Raw genomic sequence first — 22,039 nt, 5'->3', positions numbered from 1 at the left:
ACATTCACATCACTCTTTTAAACATTTTTTCTAATTCATACGTAGAGAAACTAATGACAATCGGTCTCCCATGAGGACAAGTGTAAGGGTTTCGACACCCAGTTAATTTATCTAATAAGGCCTCAATTTCACTGATACTTAAATATTGATTTGCTTTTATAGAGGCTTTACATGAGCATAATATAGAGGATTTTTCTCTTAATTTTGCAATATCAATTGCTTTCTTCTCTGTTAAAACCCACTCTGCCATTTCCGTAATGATTTCTTTTTCTTCCCCTTTAGGGAACCAGTATGGATATGAACCAACTCTAAATGCATTGCCTCCAAAAAACTCTAACTGAACACCAACTTGTTCAAAATAAATCAAACGATCCTTCAATAATTCCGCTTCTGTAGGGGTGAATTCTAAAGTAATTGGAATCAGTAATTCCTGACTAATAGGTTCTGGATTACCAAATTTATAATAGTAATATTCATAATTAATTCGTTCATGAGCAGCATGTTGATCTATAAGATATAGACCTGATTCATTCTGAGCTAATACATAAGTTCCATGCATTTGACCTATTGGATGTAATTTTGGAAATTCAGGTAATGAGTGATTGATTACTTCATTTGTTTGATTTTGAGAAGAAACAAATTGATTCACTGCTTCTCTTGAAGATTTGTTATTAGTATTTGCAAATCTTTGATCATCATATGGTTTGTATTGCTGACGATGATTTTGAATACTGTCATTATCATCTCTTAATATTGATTGATCCTTTGCAATGTTATCAGTTATGCCTTCAGATTTTGAATTCACTATCACGGATTCATTCTTTGTTAAGCTATCATTTCTGAATCCTTCTGAAGTGACATCTTTATTTTCTGTACTATGTTGAGGTTGAGCAGAATATAAATTTAACTTTTCCTGAATGACTACAGTTTTTTCAGATTTTGGCTCCTTGGCAGCTGGAATTAAAACTTGCTTTTGAAGTGATTTCCTCAGCTCTTGCTCTAAAAACACCATCAGCTCTTTTTCCTTGCTAAATCGTACCTCAAGTTTTGCCGGATGTACGTTCACATCCAGCAAAGTTGGATCCATTTGGATATGCAAAACACAGATCGGGTACCTATGAATCGGTAAAAGTGTATGATACGCATTCAAAATCGCTTTGTTCAAAAACGGATTACGAATATATCTTCCATTAACAATGAATGAAATAGATGAACGATTTGAACGCGTCATTTCTGGTTTTGCAATATATCCGGATAAAGAATAGTCCATATTGCTGCCAGTCACTTGAATCATTGCTTTTGCAACCGTTCTTCCGTATATTGCTGCAATCACCTGCAGTAAATCACCGTTACCTAATGTTTGTAGTAAGGTTTTCCCATTATGAGTCAATGTAAAACGAATGTCGGGATAAGCTAATGCCAACCGATAAATATAGTCAGAAATGTGACCTAATTCAGTTTGAATCGTTTTAACATATTTCAATCGTGCAGGTGTATTATAAAATAATTCTTTTACTGTAATATCTGTACCTTTGGAAGCTCGTGTTTCCTCTACCGCTTTTAGGACTCCACCCTCATTCACTACTTTATAACCTAAACCTGTATTCTCAGTAGAGGTGATGCACGACATTTTCGAAACTGCGGAAATACTTGGGAGTGCCTCTCCTCTAAAACCTAGACTTCGGATCTGAAACAAATCTTTACTGGAAGAAATTTTACTAGTAGCATGCGGCAAAAAAGCTAATTCACAATCCTCTTTTTCAATACCAGAACCGTTATCCGTCACTCTAATACTTTGGAGGCCACCTTCTTCAATCACTATGTCTATTTTCGTACTTCCTGCATCAATAGAATTTTCAACTAATTCTTTTACTACAGATGAAGGTCGTTCAACCACTTCACCTGCTGCAATTTGATTCGCTATTTGCTCCTCCAGAATGTGGATTTTCCCCATAAAAATGCTCCTCTTAATTTATATCAAGTGTAATAATACCCTCTTGTATCTCCCAATCAAATAACGGGAATTGCTCTTCAAATTTGGTTAATTCAATATAAGTTGTACCTTCAATACTCAGCAACCCATCGCTATTTACTGGGAAAATGGCACTCGTTGTCTCAGTCATCATTTCAACCGCTCTTTCCTCCGCATTCCAAGCGATTTCTGCTTGAATAATTGCAGACAGAATTCTAGAAGGAACATAAATTTCTTCGTCTTGTTCTACAACATCAATAGATGTATTCAAACTCACACCATTTACTTCCGTGTTCTGGTCTTCTATTGTAATTTCCAAGTCCTTTATTCCTACTTCATAAAGAGCTGTAATAAGCTGAGCTGTACTGTTTTGCTCCACTTCAATGTCCGGTGTGATTCCAATCTCATTCACTTTGTGTTTATCCGGTGTTAAATATTCATATGTTGTTACTTTCAATACCCCACCTTCTGACAATGGAAGAAGGTTTTGCACACTTCCTTTACCAAACGTCTGTTCACCAATAATTGTAGCAATTTCATAATCCTGCAGTGCTCCTGATAAGACTTCTGAAGCACTTGCACTTCTTCCATTCACCAATACTACAACTGGAATAGAAAGAGAGTCTCCATCTTCAATTTCAATCGCTTCAGTATCTCCATCTTTGTCACGAGTATACATTAGTGCTCCATCCTCTATAAATTGTTCAGCAATTTCTAATGCAGCATGTAAATATCCACCTGGATTATTTCTAAGATCAATAATCAATCCATTCAGTTCTTGTTCCTGCAGCATTTCAAGTTCTTCTTCAAATAGCTCCCCTGCTTTATCTGTGAAACTTGTTAGCTGAATATATCCAATCCCTCCATCATATAGGTCGGATTCAATCACAGGGATCTGAACCTGCTGACGTATCAATTCAAAATCAATCAAGTCTTGGTCTCTTAGAATGGTGATATTTACAGGCGTATTCTCAGGTCCTTTAACTTTAGTAACCAGCTCATTAATTTCAACGCCTTCCATAGACTCTCCCTCAACCTCAGCAAAATAGTCGCCTGCTTGCAATCCTGCAGCTTCTGCTGGAGAATTCTCAATGACTTTTTCAATAAATATACCTTTCTCATCCTCATTTAGATGAACACCGATACCAACGAAATTCTGTTCAAGACTGCTTTTATAAGCCTCCCATTCTTCGTCTGTAAAATATTCAGTGTATGGATCTTCTAGTACTTTCAACATAGCTTCAGCTGCTGCTTCTGATAATTCACTTTCACTCGCTCCGCTTACATGATAGTCACTAAGTTTCTCAAATATTTCAGCCATTTGTTCAAATGTAAATTCATTTTCTTCTGCAATAACTGCACTTGGGACTAATAACGCTGTGATAAGAGCTAATGCCGTGATTATTCGTAACTTGTTTAATAATTTCATCGTTTATCACCTTTTTTAGTTTTTTTTCTGTAAATTACAGCTTTGATTTTAAATCTGATAGTATATTTATGGCTTGCAATGGTGTGACATTTAATAAATCTAAGGTTCTAAGCTCTTTTTCAATCAAATTTTCATTATTTTTTTGCTTTTGTTTGTCTTCTACATTCAATTTTTTTGATTCTAATCCTTCAAAAAAACTTAATTGAATGGTATCCGCTTCATCTTCCTTTATAACATGCTGCTCTTCCTGATCTAATACACTCTTTGTTGCAGCCGATTCACGTATTACTGATATATCCTTCTGTTCACCATCTCCTTCTTCTATGCGTGATTCGAACGAACTCAGTAAATGATACGATCTTTCGATAATTGAATTTGGTATTCCTGCGATTTGTGCACAATAAATTCCGTAACTAGTACTAGCTGCACCCTTGATCAATTTGCGTAAAAACGTTACCTCGTCTCCACTTTCTTTCACTGCCATGCTGTAATTTTTTAAACATGACAAGTTTTTTTCTAAATGTGCTAATTCATGAAAATGTGTAGATACCAACGTTTTACAGCCTATTTCATTATGAAGAAATTCTATAACAGCTTGAGCAATAGACATCCCTTCACTTGTTGAAGTACCTCGACCTAATTCATCAATGATTACTAGACTCTTGGGACTTGCTTTCTCCGTCATCACTTGGATATCTTTCATTTCTACCATAAATGTACTTTGGCCACTAACTAAATCATCAGCAGCTCCTATTCTTGTGAAAATACGATCAATGACAGGAATTTCAGCCTCTGTTGCAGGAACAAAGCAACCAATCTGAGCCATAATACAAACCAGTGAAACCTGTCTCATATAAGTACTTTTCCCAGCCATATTAGGACCAGTTATAAGCAGCATATTCTGATTCCCAGATTCAAACAATGTATCATTGGATATAAAAGTTTGATCTTTAGAAATGGCTTCTACTACTGGATGCCTTCCTTCTCTAACGATCAAATTATATTGATTAGTCATTGCCGGTTTGCAATACTGGTGATCTGCACTCACTTTTGCTAATGATTGATAAACATCAAGTGTTGAGATAATACTTGCAAGATGCTGCAACCTTGGAATTTGAATCTTAAGCTCATTTCTCAGCTCATGAAACAGTTCATATTCTATCTCAACCATTTTATCTTCAGCCTCTAATATCAGAGCTTCCTTTTCCTTTAATTCAGGAGTAATGAAACGCTCTGCATTAGCCAACGTTTGTTTTCTTTCATATCTTCCCTCAGGAAGGTGATTAATATTTGCTTTTGTAATTTCTATAAAATATCCAAAAACTTTGTTATAACCAATCTTCAGCTTTTTGATTCCTGTTATTTCTCTTTCCCTTTGTTCTAATTCAGCAAGCCACTGTTTTCCATTCACACTCGCCTCACGTAATTGATCAAGATACTCATGATATCCTTCCTTAATCATCGATCCGTCTTTTACAGATATTGGTGGATCTTCTATGATTGCTTTTCCAATTCGTTCCTTTATATCCGTGCATTGATCTAATGAATGAACCAATGCCATCAATTGATCAGATCCAGAATTCTCACAAATGTTTACAAGAGCTGGAACTTGCTCCAAAGATTTTTTTAAAGCAACAAGATCTCTAGCATTTGCATTCCCGTAAGATATGCGTCCAACTAAACGCTCTAGATCATACACGTTTTTTAATTTTTCCCTCAAATCTTCTCTCAAGATAAATTGCTGATATAGAGTATCAACAATGTTTAAACGATAATTAATTGCAGTAATGCTCATCAATGGTTTGTCTACCCATCTTTTTAATAAACGAGATCCCATGGAAGTGACCGTTTGATCAAGTAACCATAACAATGAACCTTTTTTAGACTGATCTCTTATCGTTTCGACTAATTCCAAATTCCTTCTCGTAAAGGGATCTAGTGTCATATATTGATTATTTTCATAACTTTTTATGTTCGTAATATGAGATAATGTTCTCTTCTGTGTTTCGTTCAAGTATGACATCAATACTGAAATACAATGTTTTGAAGAATCACTTAGGGGCTCCCATAATTCTGGTTTAAACTGCTTAGCAGCGATAAAATTGTCCTTTTGTTTCCATGCATTTAGTAAAATTGTTCGAGAAATCTGTATCATCTTTTCTTGTAATAAAGGGTAAAGGGAGGTTTCTGTTACAATTTCTACAGGAGCATAAGTTCCAATTTCATCAATTACAAAGTCTAGAGAAGCTTGTCCTGTTGTTTCGTATAATTCACCTGAAGTTAAATCACATGCTGCCAAACTGTAAGTATCATTTAATTGAGAAACACATACAATGAAATTATTGCTGCGATCGCCAAGCATTTTCCCTTCCATGACAGTTCCTGGGGTGATTACTCTTACAATTTCTCTTTTTACAACCCCTTTCGCTTCAGCTGGGTTTTGCACCTGCTCACAGATTGCTACCTTATAACCTTTTTGAATAAGTTTAGCAATATATTGTTCAGCTGAATGATAGGGAACACCACACATTGGTATTTTTTCTTTTGCCCCACCTTCACGACCTGTTAATGTAATTTCTAATTCCTGTGCTGCAAGCTTTGCATCTTCAAAAAACAGTTCATAAAAATCACCAAGGCGAAAAAATAAAAAAGCATCTTTCGCTTTTTCTTTAATTTCAAGATACTGTTCCATCATTGGAGTATATTTAACCATACCGGACCTCAATCTATTTTTTTGTATATTATAGCATGATTTATTACTTCTTATAAAATGAAAAAAGAAAGAACCTACTTTTTAGACAGGTTCTCGAATGGAGGTATTTTCCATACTTTTCTAATATCTTTTTGCTCATTCCAGGGTTTCATTCTAAATATACGTTTTTTTAAAGGTATTAAATGCTCTCTATAAAAAGAATAAGATTCAAGCTTTTCAAGTTCATTCCATAGTTTTTTAACATATGGATATAGCGATTCCTTATTCCCCTGATAAAAATGAAACTGATTCATTTCATCGGCTAAAGGTTTCTCATTTAAAATCCAATAGTGATCCACAATCAACCTTGCCAAAGTTAATACCCCATTTGCGATAGCAGGGGATACAATCCAGCTTGGTGGAGTCCGATACTCAAATCCATAAACCTGTATACGAAAATCACCAAGAAAGCCATATTTAGGCCTTCTCAACAATGAAGTCTGATCTTCAATCATCATCAACGGCAATGTTAAATAATTATCAAAAGCTCTTAATAAAAATGAATTTAACCATATTCCACTTATATGTATATGTCCGCCTAATGGGAGTCCTTTGACCGGCATTCCACCTGCCACCCATTCAATTTTGGCATCATTAATTTGTTTCTCAGCATATTGCATAAGTTTATAAATATTATTTATGATTTGGATTGGTTCTTTACTAGGGCTGGGTCTAAGCTCTGCGATAGGAAAAATCCATTTATTTCCATTCACAACGGAATCACACCCAACCTGCCCTTTCCGACCGAAAAACTTAGATGCAAATGTAACTTTCCCTTTTGCATTTCGCAATAAAAACTCTAAATCTGTTCCAATCACAGGAACTTTCGTTCTCTTCCTCTCTTCAATCAGTTCTTTATGATAAGTATGAATAGCACCAGCAAATAATTTCGCGTTTACTCGATCCATCTCAGGATTCGGGTTCACATCTAATATCGTACATCTCCTTGCTGAAATCACTCCAACTTTCACAACACCAAAATCTAAACCTAATGCATAAATCGCTCTCATAGCATAACGGCTAATTAATCTATGCTGTCTATTTCTTACATCTAGATTCACTAATTTATGGGGGTAATGTACTTTTTCAGTATGAAGAGAACATTGATAAAGAGCTAATATGTTCAAATGAAAAACAGGAACCAAATACACTTGTAGATAAGCAGGTTGACTGAAAGGTGTTTGTACATGCACCCCTTGATGTTTTAATGTTTTCATCGTCCACTCTTTATCCAAAGCTCTCTTCGTTAAGCCAGATGGATTTAAAACTTTACTACCTTTAGGTACATGGACATCGCTACCCCATTGAATAATCACTGTATCTTCTGAAGCATTATGAGGCAACTCAGTACCATGAGGAAGTAATGAGTTATACCATAAAACCTTTAAAGCGGGGTCGTTACCATGCAACAAAAACAAATCATTCAATATCCATCACCTATTTAATGTTCCTAATTAAGGTTGTTCAAGAAAGTTTCCCTTTGAATTCGAACTATTTTTTTATTTTTTAAAGAGAAAAAAAGGGCTCACGCCCTCTCCAAAATCCCTTTAATTTCATATGATAAGATTAAGTATTCAGTTTTTAAATATCATCGTCTAAGAGATCTGGATCTAAATCTTCAAAGTCTCCGCCTTCGTAATCAAAATCGAAATCTTTTTCGCCATCAAGCTCATCAATACCATTTTCGTTCACTAATACACATACTTTCGTTTCCGCAACCATTTCCACCTTATATTCACGCTCAACTTTAATCCGAACAGCATTGCCAGAAGTGACGATATTCGCTTCAACACAACTAGGCTCTTGTGTTGTTTCAGCAAATACTTCTGCAGTAGCTTTTCTATGATTTGGATCCAGATAAGATAGAGGGACCGCTTCAACATAAGATAATGTTTCCTTGGCTACTTCAGTCTGTGAATTGTTGTCATAAGAATACCAAAAGTTAATATCATAAGTACCAACGACTTCAATGCCATCATCAGATTTCACAGCTTCATACTGATGGTTAATAAGCCATACCCCCAAAACACTAGTAGGTTTATGAGGTGGAGTGATGGTATGTGTTACTTGTGAAAATTTCCGACCTTTACCACAAACAGCTTTCGTAATTATTTCTCTATACGATAAGTCTTTATCTGTGATTGACATCCTATTAACCTCCTCCATACAATCATTCTTTAAAATTGTATGCAGGACATTGGTCTATAGTGACAAAAACTTTTTCTTTTCTTTTTTTGCTATGTTCAAATAATCTTTAAGCTCTAAACATAGCTGTAAAATTGCCGATCTAACCTCAAATTCTTTACGCGTTTTTGGCAGTTCCATTTCTTTAAAAAGCGTTTCAACTCTTTTCAAGTCATCTAGGACTCTACCTGTGTAAAACTCTTCCTTTACTTCTTTCACTAACTCATCAAAAACCGCTGCTGTCATTTTGCCTTGAGGTATGGATTCGTATACCTGAGCAACTAAATTGACCATCTTATGTATGGATTCCATTTGCCTGCTTCTCATGTGAAAATAATTCAGCCATTCATTTTCTTGACGAAATAAATTATTTTCACTAAATCTCTTCGCCAATTCCAAACCTTCATTTATCTTTTTTTCAACTTCAATGATTTCTTTCCCTTGCCAAATAGTGGAGCTATCCTTTAAGTGATATGACATTTGATTAAATATTTCAGACAGCAAATCTTCAACCTGATTACGAATCGTTTTCATGTTTAATTCTACTTTAGGCATATATAAGAAATTGATGAGTGTTGCGGAACCTAATCCAATCAATAATAGCCAGATTTCATTTAAAATAACATCAAAATGAATAGTTTGTACACTAAAAACATGAAAAACAATAACAGAACTAGTCACAATTCCATCCTTTAATTTCATTTTAGATAAAATCGGATAGGCCAAGAGAATGTAAACTCCAATCACCCAAATGTAAAACCCAACAATATAAAACAAGAATGAAGCTAACAATAATCCTAATACAGAAGCTAAAATGCGATGCAATACGTTCAGTAAACTTCTTCTTCTAGTCACATCAACCCCTAGAATAGCTAATAAACCTGCAGATAAAGGAAAGCTTAATTGAAAGTAGGTAGCGATATATATTGCGATAACCGTTGCAATTGCTGTTTTTATGATTCGAATTCCTATGATGTTCACCTCTTTAGGAGTGCAGAGTAACCTTGTAAATGTTGACTACCTTTTTTTTATGTAGAAAAGATCAGTGAGGTACAGGCCCCCACTGAAACTTTATCTTAGTTAATTCCATATATTCCTTTAAATTTCGTTTCGAGATATTGAATCAGATAATTAGGATTAATATCTTCCTCAGTCACTTGTTTAAGGATTTCAGCAGGTGTTAATAATTTCCCATACTGATAAATATTTTCCGTCAACCACTGTTTAATAGGCTGTAAATTTCCATTTTCAACGTATGTATCAAAATCTGGAAGTTGTTTTTGAATGGTGTTCATGAATTGTGCGGCATAAATGTTTCCTAATGAATAGGATGGAAAATATCCAAAATCTCCACCAGACCAATGAACATCCTGTAATACTCCTTCCCCATCATGGGATGGTGTTACACCTAAATACTCAGTATATTTTTCATTCCAGGCTTGCGGTAAATCAGCCACTTTTAAATCTTCGTTAAACAGTGCTTTTTCCAGCTCATATCGAATCATAACATGTAAATTATAAGTTAATTCATCTGCTTCAATTCGAATTAATGATGGCTTAGCTTCATTCGTACCTCTGTAGAAGTCCTCTACGGATACATCACTAAAAGCCTGTGGGAAAACCTCATTCAAATGATTATAATATCTTTTCCAAAATGGTAAGCTTCGTCCGATCATATTTTCCCAGAACCTAGATTGAGATTCATGAATTCCCATTGAAGCTCCAGTACATAGTCCAGTGCCTATTAAATCTGGAGAAATGTTTTGTTCATATAAAGCATGTCCGCCTTCATGCAGACTGGAAAATAGGGAAAACGTAATATCATTAGGGTAATAATTAGTTGTAATTCGAATATCCCTTAAGTTTAAATCAATCATGAAAGGATGAACCGCTTTGTCCAATCTTCCAGCACCTAAGTCATACCCTATTTCCTCTAATATAAATAAACTAAATTCACGTTGTTTCTCCTCACTAAAAGACTGATGCAAAAATGAAGTATTTGGTTTATTCGAGGACTCACCAATTTGAGCTACTAAAGGAACTAATTTCTCTCTTAACGAACCAAATACTTGATCTAATTGTTTTGCTGTAATGTCAGGTTCATAAATATCAAGCAACGTGTCATAAGGAGTTCCCTTAACTCCCCAATACTCAATAAATTGTTTCTTAAATTGAACAACCTTTTCTAAATAGGGTTGAAAAAGAGAAAAATCTGACTTCTCTTTTGCTTCTTCCCAAACAGACTCTGATTGAGAGGTCAATATTACATTTTCTTTAAATAAATCCACAGGTATTTTTTTGTTTCTGTCATAATCTTTTTTATACTCTGTCACCATTCTTTGTTCAACATTGCTCAATCCTTCAAATACTGACGTTTCTGATAATTGATCTAAACACTCTCCTAATTGATCTGAGGTCGAAAGATTAAACTGTTCAGTTGATAACATACCTATCACTTCAGAACGTCCCTCTACACCTTTTTTAGGGGCACCTGTTCTTAGGTCCCAAAATAAAACAGATAGTGCTTCATGATAATGATTTATTTTTTGTACAATTTCTTTAAAAGCAGCTAGTTTTTGTTGACTCATAAACTCACTCTCCTTTTCAAATTTAGTATACTGCTATCCTGCTGTAATTTCAAAAACTTCAAACCCGAACTTACCTTCAGGAATGAAAATATGCTAAAATAAGAAAATCATCTATATGTGAAAGAAGTGAATTTTTATGCACATCAATGTAACAGACAATGCAAAAGATGAAATTGTTAAAAAAATAAATACTGAACATCAATACATTAAAATCGCACATGACGCTGAGGGTTGTGGGTGCATTATGAGCGGTGTTGCTCAATTATGGATTGTAGATGAAAAACAAGAATTCGACATGGAAACTATGGCTGATTCCATCCCCTTCTTGTATGATTCTAGACATGAGGTCTTCTTTGAAGATGAGTTAAAGCTAGATTATAATGCTAGTAAAAAATCCTTTTCTTTAAGCAGCAAGCAACAAATATACAACTCCACTTTAAAGCTTCATTCTAAAAATTGAAAATCATTATAGATGAATAAAAATCAAACTACATATTTATACGAGGGGAGAAACCTATGAGTACCTTAACAGACATACTAAAATTTAATGAACAATTTGTAGAAAACAAGCAGTATGAGCAATTTCGAACTTCTAAGTTCCCAGATAAAAAAATGGTGATCTTGACTTGCATGGATACGCGTTTAGTAGAATTGCTTCCTAAAGCGACTAATATTAAAAATGGAGATGCAAAAATACTCAAAACAGCAGGAGCCATAGTAAGGGAGCCTTTTGGCAATGTAATGCGTAGCATCCTTGTTGCCATTTATAAATTAAACGCTGAGGAAGTTTATGTGATTGGCCATCATGGATGTGGAATGACTGGCTTAAATGCCGAAAGCATGATACAGGATATAAAAAATGAAGGCATTTCTGATGATACAATAAAAACAATTGAAAACTCAGGTGTTCAACTCTCTAGTTGGTTAAAAGGTTTTGATAGTGTAGAAGAAGGTGTTAAAAATAGTGTAACGGTTGTAAAAAAACACCCACTCCTGCCTGTAGGAATTCCTGTTCATGGATTAATTATTCACCCAGAAACAGGACAACTTGAAGTTGTTGTGGATGGATACAATGAGTAATAGAGTGAAAACTCCTATCTGAGCATATAAAATGCAACTTTTCCCTTCTTTAACTCGTCTAAGAGCATAAAGGAGGGATTTTACATTTGAAACGAATATTATTTATGATTTTATCTTTATGTGTAGTCTTGATATCAACTAGTTGTAATATATTCCAATCCCCAGAAGAGAGTAGAATGAATCCCATCTCAGCTTCTACGCTAAGCAATGAAGTAAACGTAGATAAACAAATTATTGATTCATATAATCAATTTGGCATGGAACTTTTTAATCAGATCAGTCAGGAAAAAAAGGAGGAGAATATATTCCTCTCTCCTTACAGCATTAGTGCTGCATTATCTATCGTTTATAATGGGGCAAACAGTACAACTAAAGATGCTATGGCAGAAATGTTACATATTAAAGGGATTGACCTAAAAGCTTTAAACGAAGCAAATCATTCATTGAAGAAAAAACTGGAAAACTCAGATTCAAAAGTTACATTAAATATCGCAAACTCTTTGTGGTACAGGGAAAATAGTAATATAAATATGAAAGAAGAGTTCATTAAGCATAATCAAGATTTTTACGATGGAAAAGTCGAAGGATTGGATTTTTCAAAATCAGAATCCATGGATATCATTAACGAATGGGTATACAACCAAACAAATGGGAAAATACAAAAGGTTGGAGATTCCATTTCTCCAAACGTGCTGTTATTCATCATAAATGCAATATATTTCCAAGGAGATTGGACTAAACCATTTTTAGAGCATAATACAAAAGAAGATCACTTTTATTTATCAGACGGGACAATCAAAAAGGTGAAGTTGATGAATCAACAGGGTTCATTTCAATATGCGGAACAAGAAAACTACCAGGCCATTCAACTTCCTTATGGTGATGAGAAGTTTAATATGATGATTATTTTACCCAAAGAGAACATCGGACTCGAAAAAGTTCAACAACAGTTCCTAACCAATACGAATGAATGGGATATCCCTTTTAAGGAATTAGAAGGCAATATTTATCTCCCTAGTTTTCAAATGAAATTTGACATAAGCTTGAATGATGTTTTAAAAGACCTTGGCATGGAAGTTGCATTTGACCAAAATTCTGCTGATTTTTCAAACATGTCCGAAACATCTTCAAACCAAAACTTATATATTAGCAAGGTACAACATCAATCATTTATTGACGTTAATGAAAATGGGACTGAGGCCGCTGCGGTGACTTCTGTTACAGTAGTATTCACCTCCGCGATTGAATCTTCTCATCTGTTTGAAATGAAAGTAAACCGACCTTTTTTCTTCGTCATCCAAGAACAAGAAACTGATAAAAAACTATTTTTAGGATCAGTTGTGGACCCTACAATGTAAACTAAGATATACTTATATAAAATTTTACTTGAAAAAATTAAAAAACCGTTCCATTAGGAACGGTTTAATACTTCAAGCAATAGATCAGGTTTATTGGTTATAATCCCATCAACACCTAAATCAATAAGTTTCTCCATATCTGTAACTTCATTAATCGTCCAATATTGAACGACAATATTACGATCTTGCAGTGATTGAATAATTCGTTTTGTAGTTAGATTAATTCCGGAATCCTCCATCGGCAATTGAAATGCACTCACATTGAGCGGGATCAAACGGTCTAGATACAGTTTATTTGAGATTACGTACTTTTTAACTGTATCAGGTCCTGCTCCTATAGGAATCTCATCTCCTGCCAATTCATAAAACCATGTCAACACAGTTTCATAGAAAGAATTAATGATGACCTGACTTTCAAGATTATATTCTTTTATCATTTCGTAAACTTTTTCAGTCAACTCTTTATTTTCGGGTTTTATTTCTATTACCATAGGTAGATCTGAGAACCCATCAAATACTTCCTTCAGAGTAGGGATTGTAACCCCTTTCCCTCGAAAAGCAAAGTTTCCTTGTTCATCTTTAAAGTGATAACCCGCATCGAGCTTTTTCAATTCATCAAGCGTATAATTAGCTATAAAACCTGTTCCATCCGTTGTTCGATCTAAGGTTTCATCATGCATAACTACGATTTTACCATCTTTTGATAAATGAACATCAAATTCTAATGCATCTACACCCATTTGCCTGGAATGTTCAAATGCTGTTAATGTATTTTCGGGCATGATGTCAGCTCCACCGCGATGTGCTATAACGAGGGGACTGCCATCACTGATAAACACATTTTTTTCTTGTTTTTTAACAGGAATAAATTGAAAAATAATAAATAAACATCCGATGACGCTTAATATCGAAAACAGCCACTTCATCTTTTTTATACGTTTTTTACTTTTCTTCGATTCAATCTGAGATTCCACCTGCATCACCTATTATATTTATTTTATTTTCAAAACAACCATTATTTTATCACGTATTTAGATATGAAGATATATTTTTTTGCAAACAAAATATAAGCGCTTACAGTAAATTATTCTGTGTCATTCTCCTAAATCCTTTATTTTTTTATTATCACACAAAAACAAAAGCGATGTCCAAGAAAGTTTGAATTAACCAAACTTTTTGAACACCGCTTACATTCTATATCACTTTATACACTAAATTCATCCAATTATTCAGTTACAACAACACCATAATTAATGGTGAGGTTCTCCCAAGTATAAACAGAAAGCTCATACTCGGTTCCTGGCACAAGATCCATCGTATATTCATGAACATTACCATTTTGCGTAGCCCAACCTACTCGTGTACCCATTGCTGTTTCATATAACTGCCAAGTGATGGCATCATCAGCGCTTCCAGCGGTTAATGTAATAGTGGTCGTACCATTCCCAACAGCTGTAAAGTAATAGTCAACGCCTGTATTGGTACTGTTTAATATTCCGCTTTCCTCAAGGATAACACCATCACTTGGAGGAGTTGCAGATCCGACAGTGATGGTAATCGTGTCTGTATTCGTAGCTCCCTGGTCATCTGTCACTGTTAAAGAAACATTATAATTTCCTGCAGCAGTGAAGGTGTGTCTTGTATTTTGACTTGTGCTTGTATCCCCGTCATCGAAATTCCATGCATAAGAAGTAATCGTTCCATCACTATCAGAAGAACCATCTCCAAAGAAGGTTACCTGTTCACCGATTTCTGCAGTTGCTGTGGAGCTTTCAGCTAAAGCTACAGGTGCATTATTCGTAGAACCACCGCCTCCTCCTGAAACAGAGATCGTATAATCAACAGGAGGATAACCAGCCCATGTATAGATTTCAGCATAGTAGGTACCCGCAGCTAAATTCGCTATACTATCACGAAGTGGATAAGCTACAACATTTCTATTTTCATCTTCTACTACAATGCTGAAATTGGCATCATTACCCGTGACACTAATCGTCACACTACCACTAGAAGTTACTTCAAATGTAAACCAATCTGACCAGTCTCCTGCTGCATCATCCAAAGTACCACTGATGCTGCCAGTGATAACATCTGCATCAGACCTTCTATTGTTAGGTTCAGTTTCGGTATCAGAAGGAGGAGTTCCACCATCACCCAGTACAGTAATTGTAATTGTATCCGTATCCGTAGATCCATCATTATCCGTCACCGTTAAAGTAATATTATAGTTACCTGCTGATGAGAATGAATGTGTTGGATTCTCTCTTGTACTTATAGATCCATCATCAAAGTTCCACTCATAAGATGCAATGGTTCCATCACTATCAGAGGAACGATCTCCATAGAAGGATACAGTTTCACCGACATCTGCAGTTGAAGTTGAACTTTCAGCAAATGCTGTAGGTCTATCATTTGAATTACCTGTTCCATCTCCAGTAAGCATTCCGTGGAATACAACATCATACACGTAATTTCCACTTGAGTTCACACTATGATTTACAAAATAAGCAGTAACTGTTCTATAACCACTCCACTGAGTATCTAAGCTTGCTAACACCTGATTTACAATAACATTCATATCTTCTCTATCGTCTTCTTCTCCAAATGATCTGCTTCCTACGTACGTGCCTTCTACAGTATAGGTATTCACTAAATCAGAAGTATAGGTTCTTTCAAAGACATTACTCAAGTTTATTTCTCTTGTAATATCATCACTTATCGTAGCTAGTGATCTTTCCGAATGATTCAACAAATAATCATCCTCTACTAATACATCCCTTCCTCCGTCATTAATCAACCTTTGTATATGATCGTAATACTCTGCTTCTAAGTTTCTATCATTTGATAATTCATCCATATACCGATCAAAACCTGCAGCATCTTCGTTGAATAAATACTCATTTATATTATCGAAAATATCCATACGGTATTTATACATATAGTCATAGAATGCAAAACTATAATCATAAAGTTCCCAAGCCCCATACGTTCCATGCAGTACTTGATCCAACGTATACCACTCAGCTGGATTGGAAGGGAAATTATCTGCCATCGATGCTCGAACATCAATTCCTGTTCTAGTTGCTCCTGCTAAAAACTCTCCGCCTCCTTCATCAACCCATACCATTCGGCTATTATCATACATGTCAGTTCTTCCCCAAAAACCAGGAACCACAAATCTACTATGAAGAAAATGAAAATATTCGTGTCGGAAAAGTTCTTCCAGCTCATAACTACTGTCTCTAGGTACTTCTCTATCCCAGGTGTAAAATGTTCCTATGCTTTCAATATAAATACCACCGTTATCTGTACTAACACCATTCAAATAATAGTTCATTCTGTATTCATCTTGATCATTGTAAATAATCGCAGTTAATACGTCGTCTGGATTTCCCAACTCAGCAGGTTCATCGATACCATACAATCGATGAAATTGTGCTTTTTCTTCCTTAGAAGCCCAGTAAAGTCTTTTTATTTTTTCTTGAGGTACTCGATCTCCTGCCTTTATTATGAATGTTCCATCATCAAAACTATAATGATTACCATATAAGTAATCTTCGTAATCAGCAACTATGACGTCATAATTAATACTTCCACCCAATTCATTAATTCCTTCAGCTATAGATAAATAAAGCAAACCGTAATATGGATATGAACTTAATGCATCATTAAGCGTGTCTATTGTAAAATTACTGTTACTATGATATATGCCTCTTTCTTTTATGACATAAAGAGCATTATCTATTACCCATTCGTGTTCTGTATTGGCAAACTGGTCAAAATTCAACATGTAGGCTATTTCATTGAAAAATGAATCGATTCGTCCATACCATGGGGCTTCATCAATGGAGTTATATGGTGTATATCGAAAAGTGTAATAAAGATTGTATTGTAGTCCACGCATGACAGTAACCACAGCATCTGCTTTAGAATTGTCTTCAATATAAGTATTCACCTGATCATTAAACTCCCTAATGAGGGGTAAAAAAGCATCAAACATGGCAATGTCTGTTTCTGCATGACCGAGCATATAACCTAGTTCTATTATCACTGTCTCTTGCGTAGTCGTTCCTAGCTCAAAATTAGGGTTATCCATGATCGAGAGAATGGCTGGAGTCATTTCTCCTCTAAATGATACATCCTCTAAATAGGCAAGATCAGGATCTTCATAATCAAACCCATAATAGAAACCTTCATTTAATACTCTAATCAGCGTTTCCAAACCCATATCATCATTTGCTGTATACCGTGAACCTCTATATTCAATTTCATTAATGAGGTATCTAAGGCGTTGTTCATCACGATAAAAATCTACTATATCTTGGCTATAGTTAAAAAAGTCGGTGATTTCATCTATGGTTATCGTTTCTAAAACATTAACTAAATCTACGTAGGATAAACCGGCAAGATCTCTAAATGAATATTCGTGATTATTGGAAATACTTACAGGTTGAAGTTTATTTACTTCCTTTTCTTTAACAGACCCTTGATGAGATTGAGGTCTTGCTGGCTCATACCATTTAAATCCTGAGTTATCTTTAACATGAATACTTCTTTCATTTTGTAAAGACTTACTCATCCTTTGTATATGTGCGACCGTATCTCCCCTTTCTTGGCCTTGCTTGATATCATTAGATTGTTGGGCCAAAGAAATGTAACTTGAAGGAAACATCAGACACATTATAAGTAATGAAATTACTATCTTACCAAATAAATTATTCATAAAAAAATTCAATAGAATCTACCTCCAATTTTTTATAGCACACTGAGGGATCGTATACTATCTGTATAATATCTCAAACAATCGAATTGAATTATTTCCCACGTATATTTGCAAATCAGCATTCATTTTCAAGCAGTAGAAGGAGGAATCCTCTCTTCTACTGCTTAATTAACTTTCTACTAAAAATTCATGATCTATTCCGTTACAACAACATCATAATTAATAGTAAAGTTCTCCCAAGTATAAACAGAAAGCTCATACTCCGTTCCTGGTACAAGATCCATCGTGTATTCATGAACATTACCATTTTGCCTAGCCCAACCTACTCGTGTTCCCGTTGCTGTTTCATATAACTGCCAAGTGATTGCATCATCAGCGCTTCCAGCGGTTAATGTAATGGTTGTCGTACCATTTCCAACAGCTGTAAAGTAATAGTTAACGCCTGTATTGGTACTGTTTAATGTTCCGCTTTCCTCAAGGATAACACCATTACTTGGAGGAGTTGCAGATCCGACAGTAATGGTAATTGTATCGGCATTTGTAGCACCCTGATCATCTGTCACTGTTAATGAGACATTATAAATCCCTGCTGCAGTGAAAGTGTGCCTTGTATTTTGACTTGTACTTGTATCCCCATCATCGAAATTCCATGCATAAGAAATAATGGTTCCATCACTATCAGAAGAACCATCTCCAAAGAAGGTTACCTGTTCACCGACTTCTGCAGTTGCTGTGGAGCTTTCAGCTAAAGCTACAGGTGCATCATTCGTAGAACCACCACCTCCGCCTACTAAAGAAATCGTATAATCAAGAGGAGGATAACCGCTCCATGTATACGCTATAATGTAATAAGTACCTGCCGATAGATTTGCTGTAGCGTTACTTAACGGACGAGCAACTACAACCCCATTTGCATCCTCCACTTCTATATTAAAATCTGGACTTGTATAAGTTAAATCAAAAGTTACATCACCGCTAGAAGCAACGTCAAATGTAAACCAATCTGTGTGATCGCCTGCATCTGCATCAAGATGAGCACTTACACTCTCTGTAAAAACACTTGCATCCGACTTTCTGTTATTTGGTTCCGTTTCGGTACCAGAAGAAGGTGGTGTAGTGTTACCTACAGTAATTGTAATTGTATCCGTATCCGTAGCTCCCTCATTATCCGTCACAGTTAAAGTTACACTATAATTACCAGATGAAGAGAATGAATGTGTTGGATTTTGCCTTGTGCTTGTAGATCCATCATCAAAGTTCCATTCATAGGATGCTATTGTTCCATCACTGTCAGTAGAACGATCTCCATAGAAGGATACAGTTTCACCGACATCTGCAGTTGATGTTGAACTTTCAGCGAATGCTGTAGGTCTATCATTTGAATTACCTGTTCCATCTCCAGTAAGCAAGCCATGGAATACAACTTCGTACTCATAATTCCCTCTTGCATTGACGCTGTGGTTTACAAAATAGGCTGTAACTGTTCTATAACCACTCCACTGAATATCTAAGCTCCCTAATACCTGATTTACAATATTGTTCATTTGCTCTCTATCATTTGTTTCTCCTGTTGATCTTCCTCCTTCATATCTACCCTCTACTGTATAAGTATCAAATAAATCTGAAGTATACGTTCTTTCTGTTACATTACTCAAACTAATTTCACTTGTAATATCACCGCTAATTGTGTCAAGAGATCTAGTTGAATGATTATCCAAATAATCGTCTTCTACTAAAACAACTCTACCACCGTCATCAACCAACGCTTGCACATGATCTTGGAATTCGGCCTCTAAACTAGAATCTCTCGATAAATCATCCATATAACGGTCAAATCCTGCAGCATCTTCATTGCTAACATATTCCTTTACTTCATCAAAGATCTCCATGTGATTGTTGTAAATGAAATCATAAAATGCATAAGAATAGTCATAAATGTCCCATGAACCATAAGTTCCATGTAATACTTCATCCAATGTATAACGATCCGACGGATTCGAATGGATATTACCTATTTTTGTTGATCTAGTATCAATCCCGGTTCTAGTTGCACCTGCGAAGAACTCTCCGCCACCTTCTTCAACCCATACCAAGCGATCGTAATCATATAACGCTGTGTCTCCCCACATACCAGGAACTAAGAATCTGCTTTGCAGGTAATGGAAATATTCGTGTCTGAACAGTTCTTCTAATTCATAAATACTGTCAGTTGGCACAACACGATCCCATGTAAAAAACGTTCCCCAACTCTCAATATAAATTCCACCATTATCTGTTCCCACACCATTTAAATGCCAATTCATACGATACTCATCTCTATCATTATAAATAATAGCAGTTAATACATCATCTGGATTACCAGCTTCAACAGGATCATCCGTTCCATATAGTCTATGAAATTGAGCTTTCTCTTCTTTTGCAGCCCAAAAAATTCTTTCAATATCTTGTCTCGACACTCTATCTCCTGCTTTGATAATAAACTCCCCATCATCAAAGGAATAATGATTTCCATAATAATAGTCTTCATAATCCGCTACGACAGCATCATAGTTGATATTTCCGCCTAAATTATCAACTGCGTTAGCAAGTGCTAGATAAATCCCCCCATAATATGGATATGAATTTAATGCATCCTCAAATGTATTTAAAGCAAAGTTAGCGTTGCTATGAAATCGTCCTTCTTCCGTGATTACAAAAACAGCATTATCAATTAACCATTCATGATCAGTATCTGCAAATTGATCAAACGTCAAGATATAAGCCACTTCATTAAAAAATGTATCGATTTGTCCATACCAAGGAGCTTGATTAGGAGAATTATAATTCCCATTACGATAGTTGTAATATAAATTGTATTCTGTACCACTTAATAAAGCGTAGATAGCATCCGTTTTTGAAAGATCTGTAATATAAGTATCTACTCGATCGTTAAAATCACTGATGATTGAATATGCTTCGTCAAACATTGTAAGATCCGTGGTTGCATGATTAATTAAATACCCTACCTGTGTAACTACTTCCTCTTGTGTATCCGTACCAAGGGTAAAATCTCGATTATTCATCACAGAAAGAACAGCTGGGGTAACCTCACCTCGAAAAGATAAATCATTTAAATATTCCATGTCAGGATCAGGATAATCCCATTGATATAAAAAACCTTTATTTAACACTTCAATTAAGGTCGCCAAACCTTGATCATCATTAGATGTAAATCGAGAGCCCCTGTATTCGATTTCATCAATTAGATACAAGAGCCGTTGTCTATCCCGATAAAAATCAACTACATCCTGACTATATGTCCAGAAATCTGTAATTTCATCTGTACTAATGGTGACTAATGCATCTACTAAATCTGCGTAAGATAAACGAACTAAATCATCAAAAGTGTATTCATGATTTGTAGATATACTTACAGTTTGTTTATCAGCTGTTTGTCCAGAAATAGTAGGTCTTGCAGGGCGATAACGTTCAAACTCACTTGCATCTTTCACATGAATGCTTTCCTGATTTTGAATGTTGGTTTGCTTTATTACTGCAGGTGCACGTCGTTCTTGAGTAGAACTTGAATATTTAGAGTTTTGAGCAGAAAAAGCAAAACCTGAGGGAAAAACAAGGCAGAAAGCAAGGATTGAAACTAAAATTTTACCAAATATTTTTTTTGAAATGAGCTTCACAAGAAAATACCTCCACTTTTTTATTTTAAGTAATCAACACACAGTAAATAAACAAAAAGGTACCACCTCCCTAACATGTAAACGCTTACACTTGATGTTATGTTTTAATTTTCTTTTGCAGATACGATTAACTGCAGTAAAAGTAAAGTCTTTTCAAATTTATATCCATCGTTACTTCGATTTTTCTATACTTGCAACTGTAATTGGTGGAATTAAATTTACTAAGGTGAAAGAAAAAATAATAGTATTGGTACAGGTAAAATGATTAATAAAGAAGGA

General features: G+C 35.2%; 13 protein-coding genes. 3 read left to right on the top strand and 10 right to left on the bottom strand.

All coding sequences use genetic code 11. The features are described 5' to 3' along the window. Positions 1-4: 4 nt before the first annotated feature. The 7 genes from mutL to Q5Y73_RS07595 form a co-directional block, all read right to left on the bottom strand. On the bottom strand, positions 5-1,954 hold the full coding sequence (gene mutL / locus Q5Y73_RS07625) for a DNA mismatch repair endonuclease MutL (RefSeq protein ID WP_305991262.1): 1,950 nt from the start codon (positions 1,952-1,954) through the stop codon (positions 5-7). Positions 1,955-1,967: 13 nt separating this feature from the next. Next, entirely contained in the window at positions 1,968-3,401 is a 1,434-nt protein-coding gene (locus tag Q5Y73_RS07620) for a S41 family peptidase (RefSeq protein ID WP_305991261.1), read from the bottom strand. A 34-nt stretch (positions 3,402-3,435) separates the two neighbouring features. Continuing rightward, positions 3,436-6,114: a DNA mismatch repair protein MutS gene (mutS, locus tag Q5Y73_RS07615; RefSeq protein WP_305991260.1), complete on the bottom strand. Its 2,679-nt coding sequence runs from the start codon at positions 6,112-6,114 to the stop codon at positions 3,436-3,438. A 74-nt stretch (positions 6,115-6,188) separates the two neighbouring features. Then, entirely contained in the window at positions 6,189-7,580 is a 1,392-nt protein-coding gene (locus tag Q5Y73_RS07610) for a putative amidoligase domain-containing protein (protein WP_305991259.1), read from the bottom strand. A gap of 154 nt (positions 7,581-7,734) precedes the next feature. Next, positions 7,735-8,301, bottom strand: coding sequence for an outer spore coat protein CotE (gene cotE, locus Q5Y73_RS07605; protein ID WP_305991258.1), 567 nt, complete (start codon positions 8,299-8,301; stop codon positions 7,735-7,737). A 54-nt stretch (positions 8,302-8,355) separates the two neighbouring features. Continuing rightward, entirely contained in the window at positions 8,356-9,318 is a 963-nt protein-coding gene (locus tag Q5Y73_RS07600; protein WP_371320170.1) for an aromatic acid exporter family protein, read from the bottom strand. 95 nt (positions 9,319-9,413) lie between these two features. Then, entirely contained in the window at positions 9,414-10,925 is a 1,512-nt protein-coding gene (locus tag Q5Y73_RS07595; RefSeq protein WP_305991257.1) for a carboxypeptidase M32, read from the bottom strand. 136 nt (positions 10,926-11,061) lie between these two features. Between Q5Y73_RS07595 and Q5Y73_RS07590 the strand changes: the two genes are divergently transcribed. From Q5Y73_RS07590 to Q5Y73_RS07580, 3 genes are all read left to right on the top strand, one after another. Next, positions 11,062-11,385, top strand: a complete 324-nt coding sequence (locus tag Q5Y73_RS07590) for an iron-sulfur cluster biosynthesis family protein (protein ID WP_305991256.1) — start codon at positions 11,062-11,064, stop codon at positions 11,383-11,385. Between the two features lie 56 nt (positions 11,386-11,441). Beyond that, positions 11,442-12,005: a beta-class carbonic anhydrase gene (locus Q5Y73_RS07585; protein WP_305991255.1), complete on the top strand. Its 564-nt coding sequence runs from the start codon at positions 11,442-11,444 to the stop codon at positions 12,003-12,005. A gap of 86 nt (positions 12,006-12,091) precedes the next feature. Beyond that, positions 12,092-13,363, top strand: a complete 1,272-nt coding sequence (locus tag Q5Y73_RS07580; protein ID WP_305991254.1) for a serpin family protein — start codon at positions 12,092-12,094, stop codon at positions 13,361-13,363. 53 nt (positions 13,364-13,416) lie between these two features. On the opposite strand, the gene Q5Y73_RS07575 is transcribed toward Q5Y73_RS07580, so the two are convergent. The 3 genes from Q5Y73_RS07575 to Q5Y73_RS07565 form a co-directional block, all read right to left on the bottom strand. Further along, positions 13,417-14,337: a glycerophosphodiester phosphodiesterase family protein gene (locus Q5Y73_RS07575; RefSeq protein WP_305991253.1), complete on the bottom strand. Its 921-nt coding sequence runs from the start codon at positions 14,335-14,337 to the stop codon at positions 13,417-13,419. Between the two features lie 251 nt (positions 14,338-14,588). Further along, entirely contained in the window at positions 14,589-18,098 is a 3,510-nt protein-coding gene (locus Q5Y73_RS07570; RefSeq protein ID WP_305991252.1) for a PKD domain-containing protein, read from the bottom strand. Between the two features lie 182 nt (positions 18,099-18,280). Then, a complete protein-coding gene (locus Q5Y73_RS07565) occupies positions 18,281-21,760 on the bottom strand; it encodes a collagenase (protein ID WP_305991251.1) in 3,480 nt (1,159 codons plus the stop codon). Positions 21,761-22,039 lie beyond the last annotated feature (279 nt).

Origin of the sequence: Chengkuizengella axinellae (assembly GCF_030730905.1) — a bacterium.
Lineage (GTDB): Bacteria > Bacillota > Bacilli > Paenibacillales > KCTC-33759 > Chengkuizengella > Chengkuizengella axinellae.
This window is presented reverse-complemented; position numbering and strand designations above follow the sequence as displayed.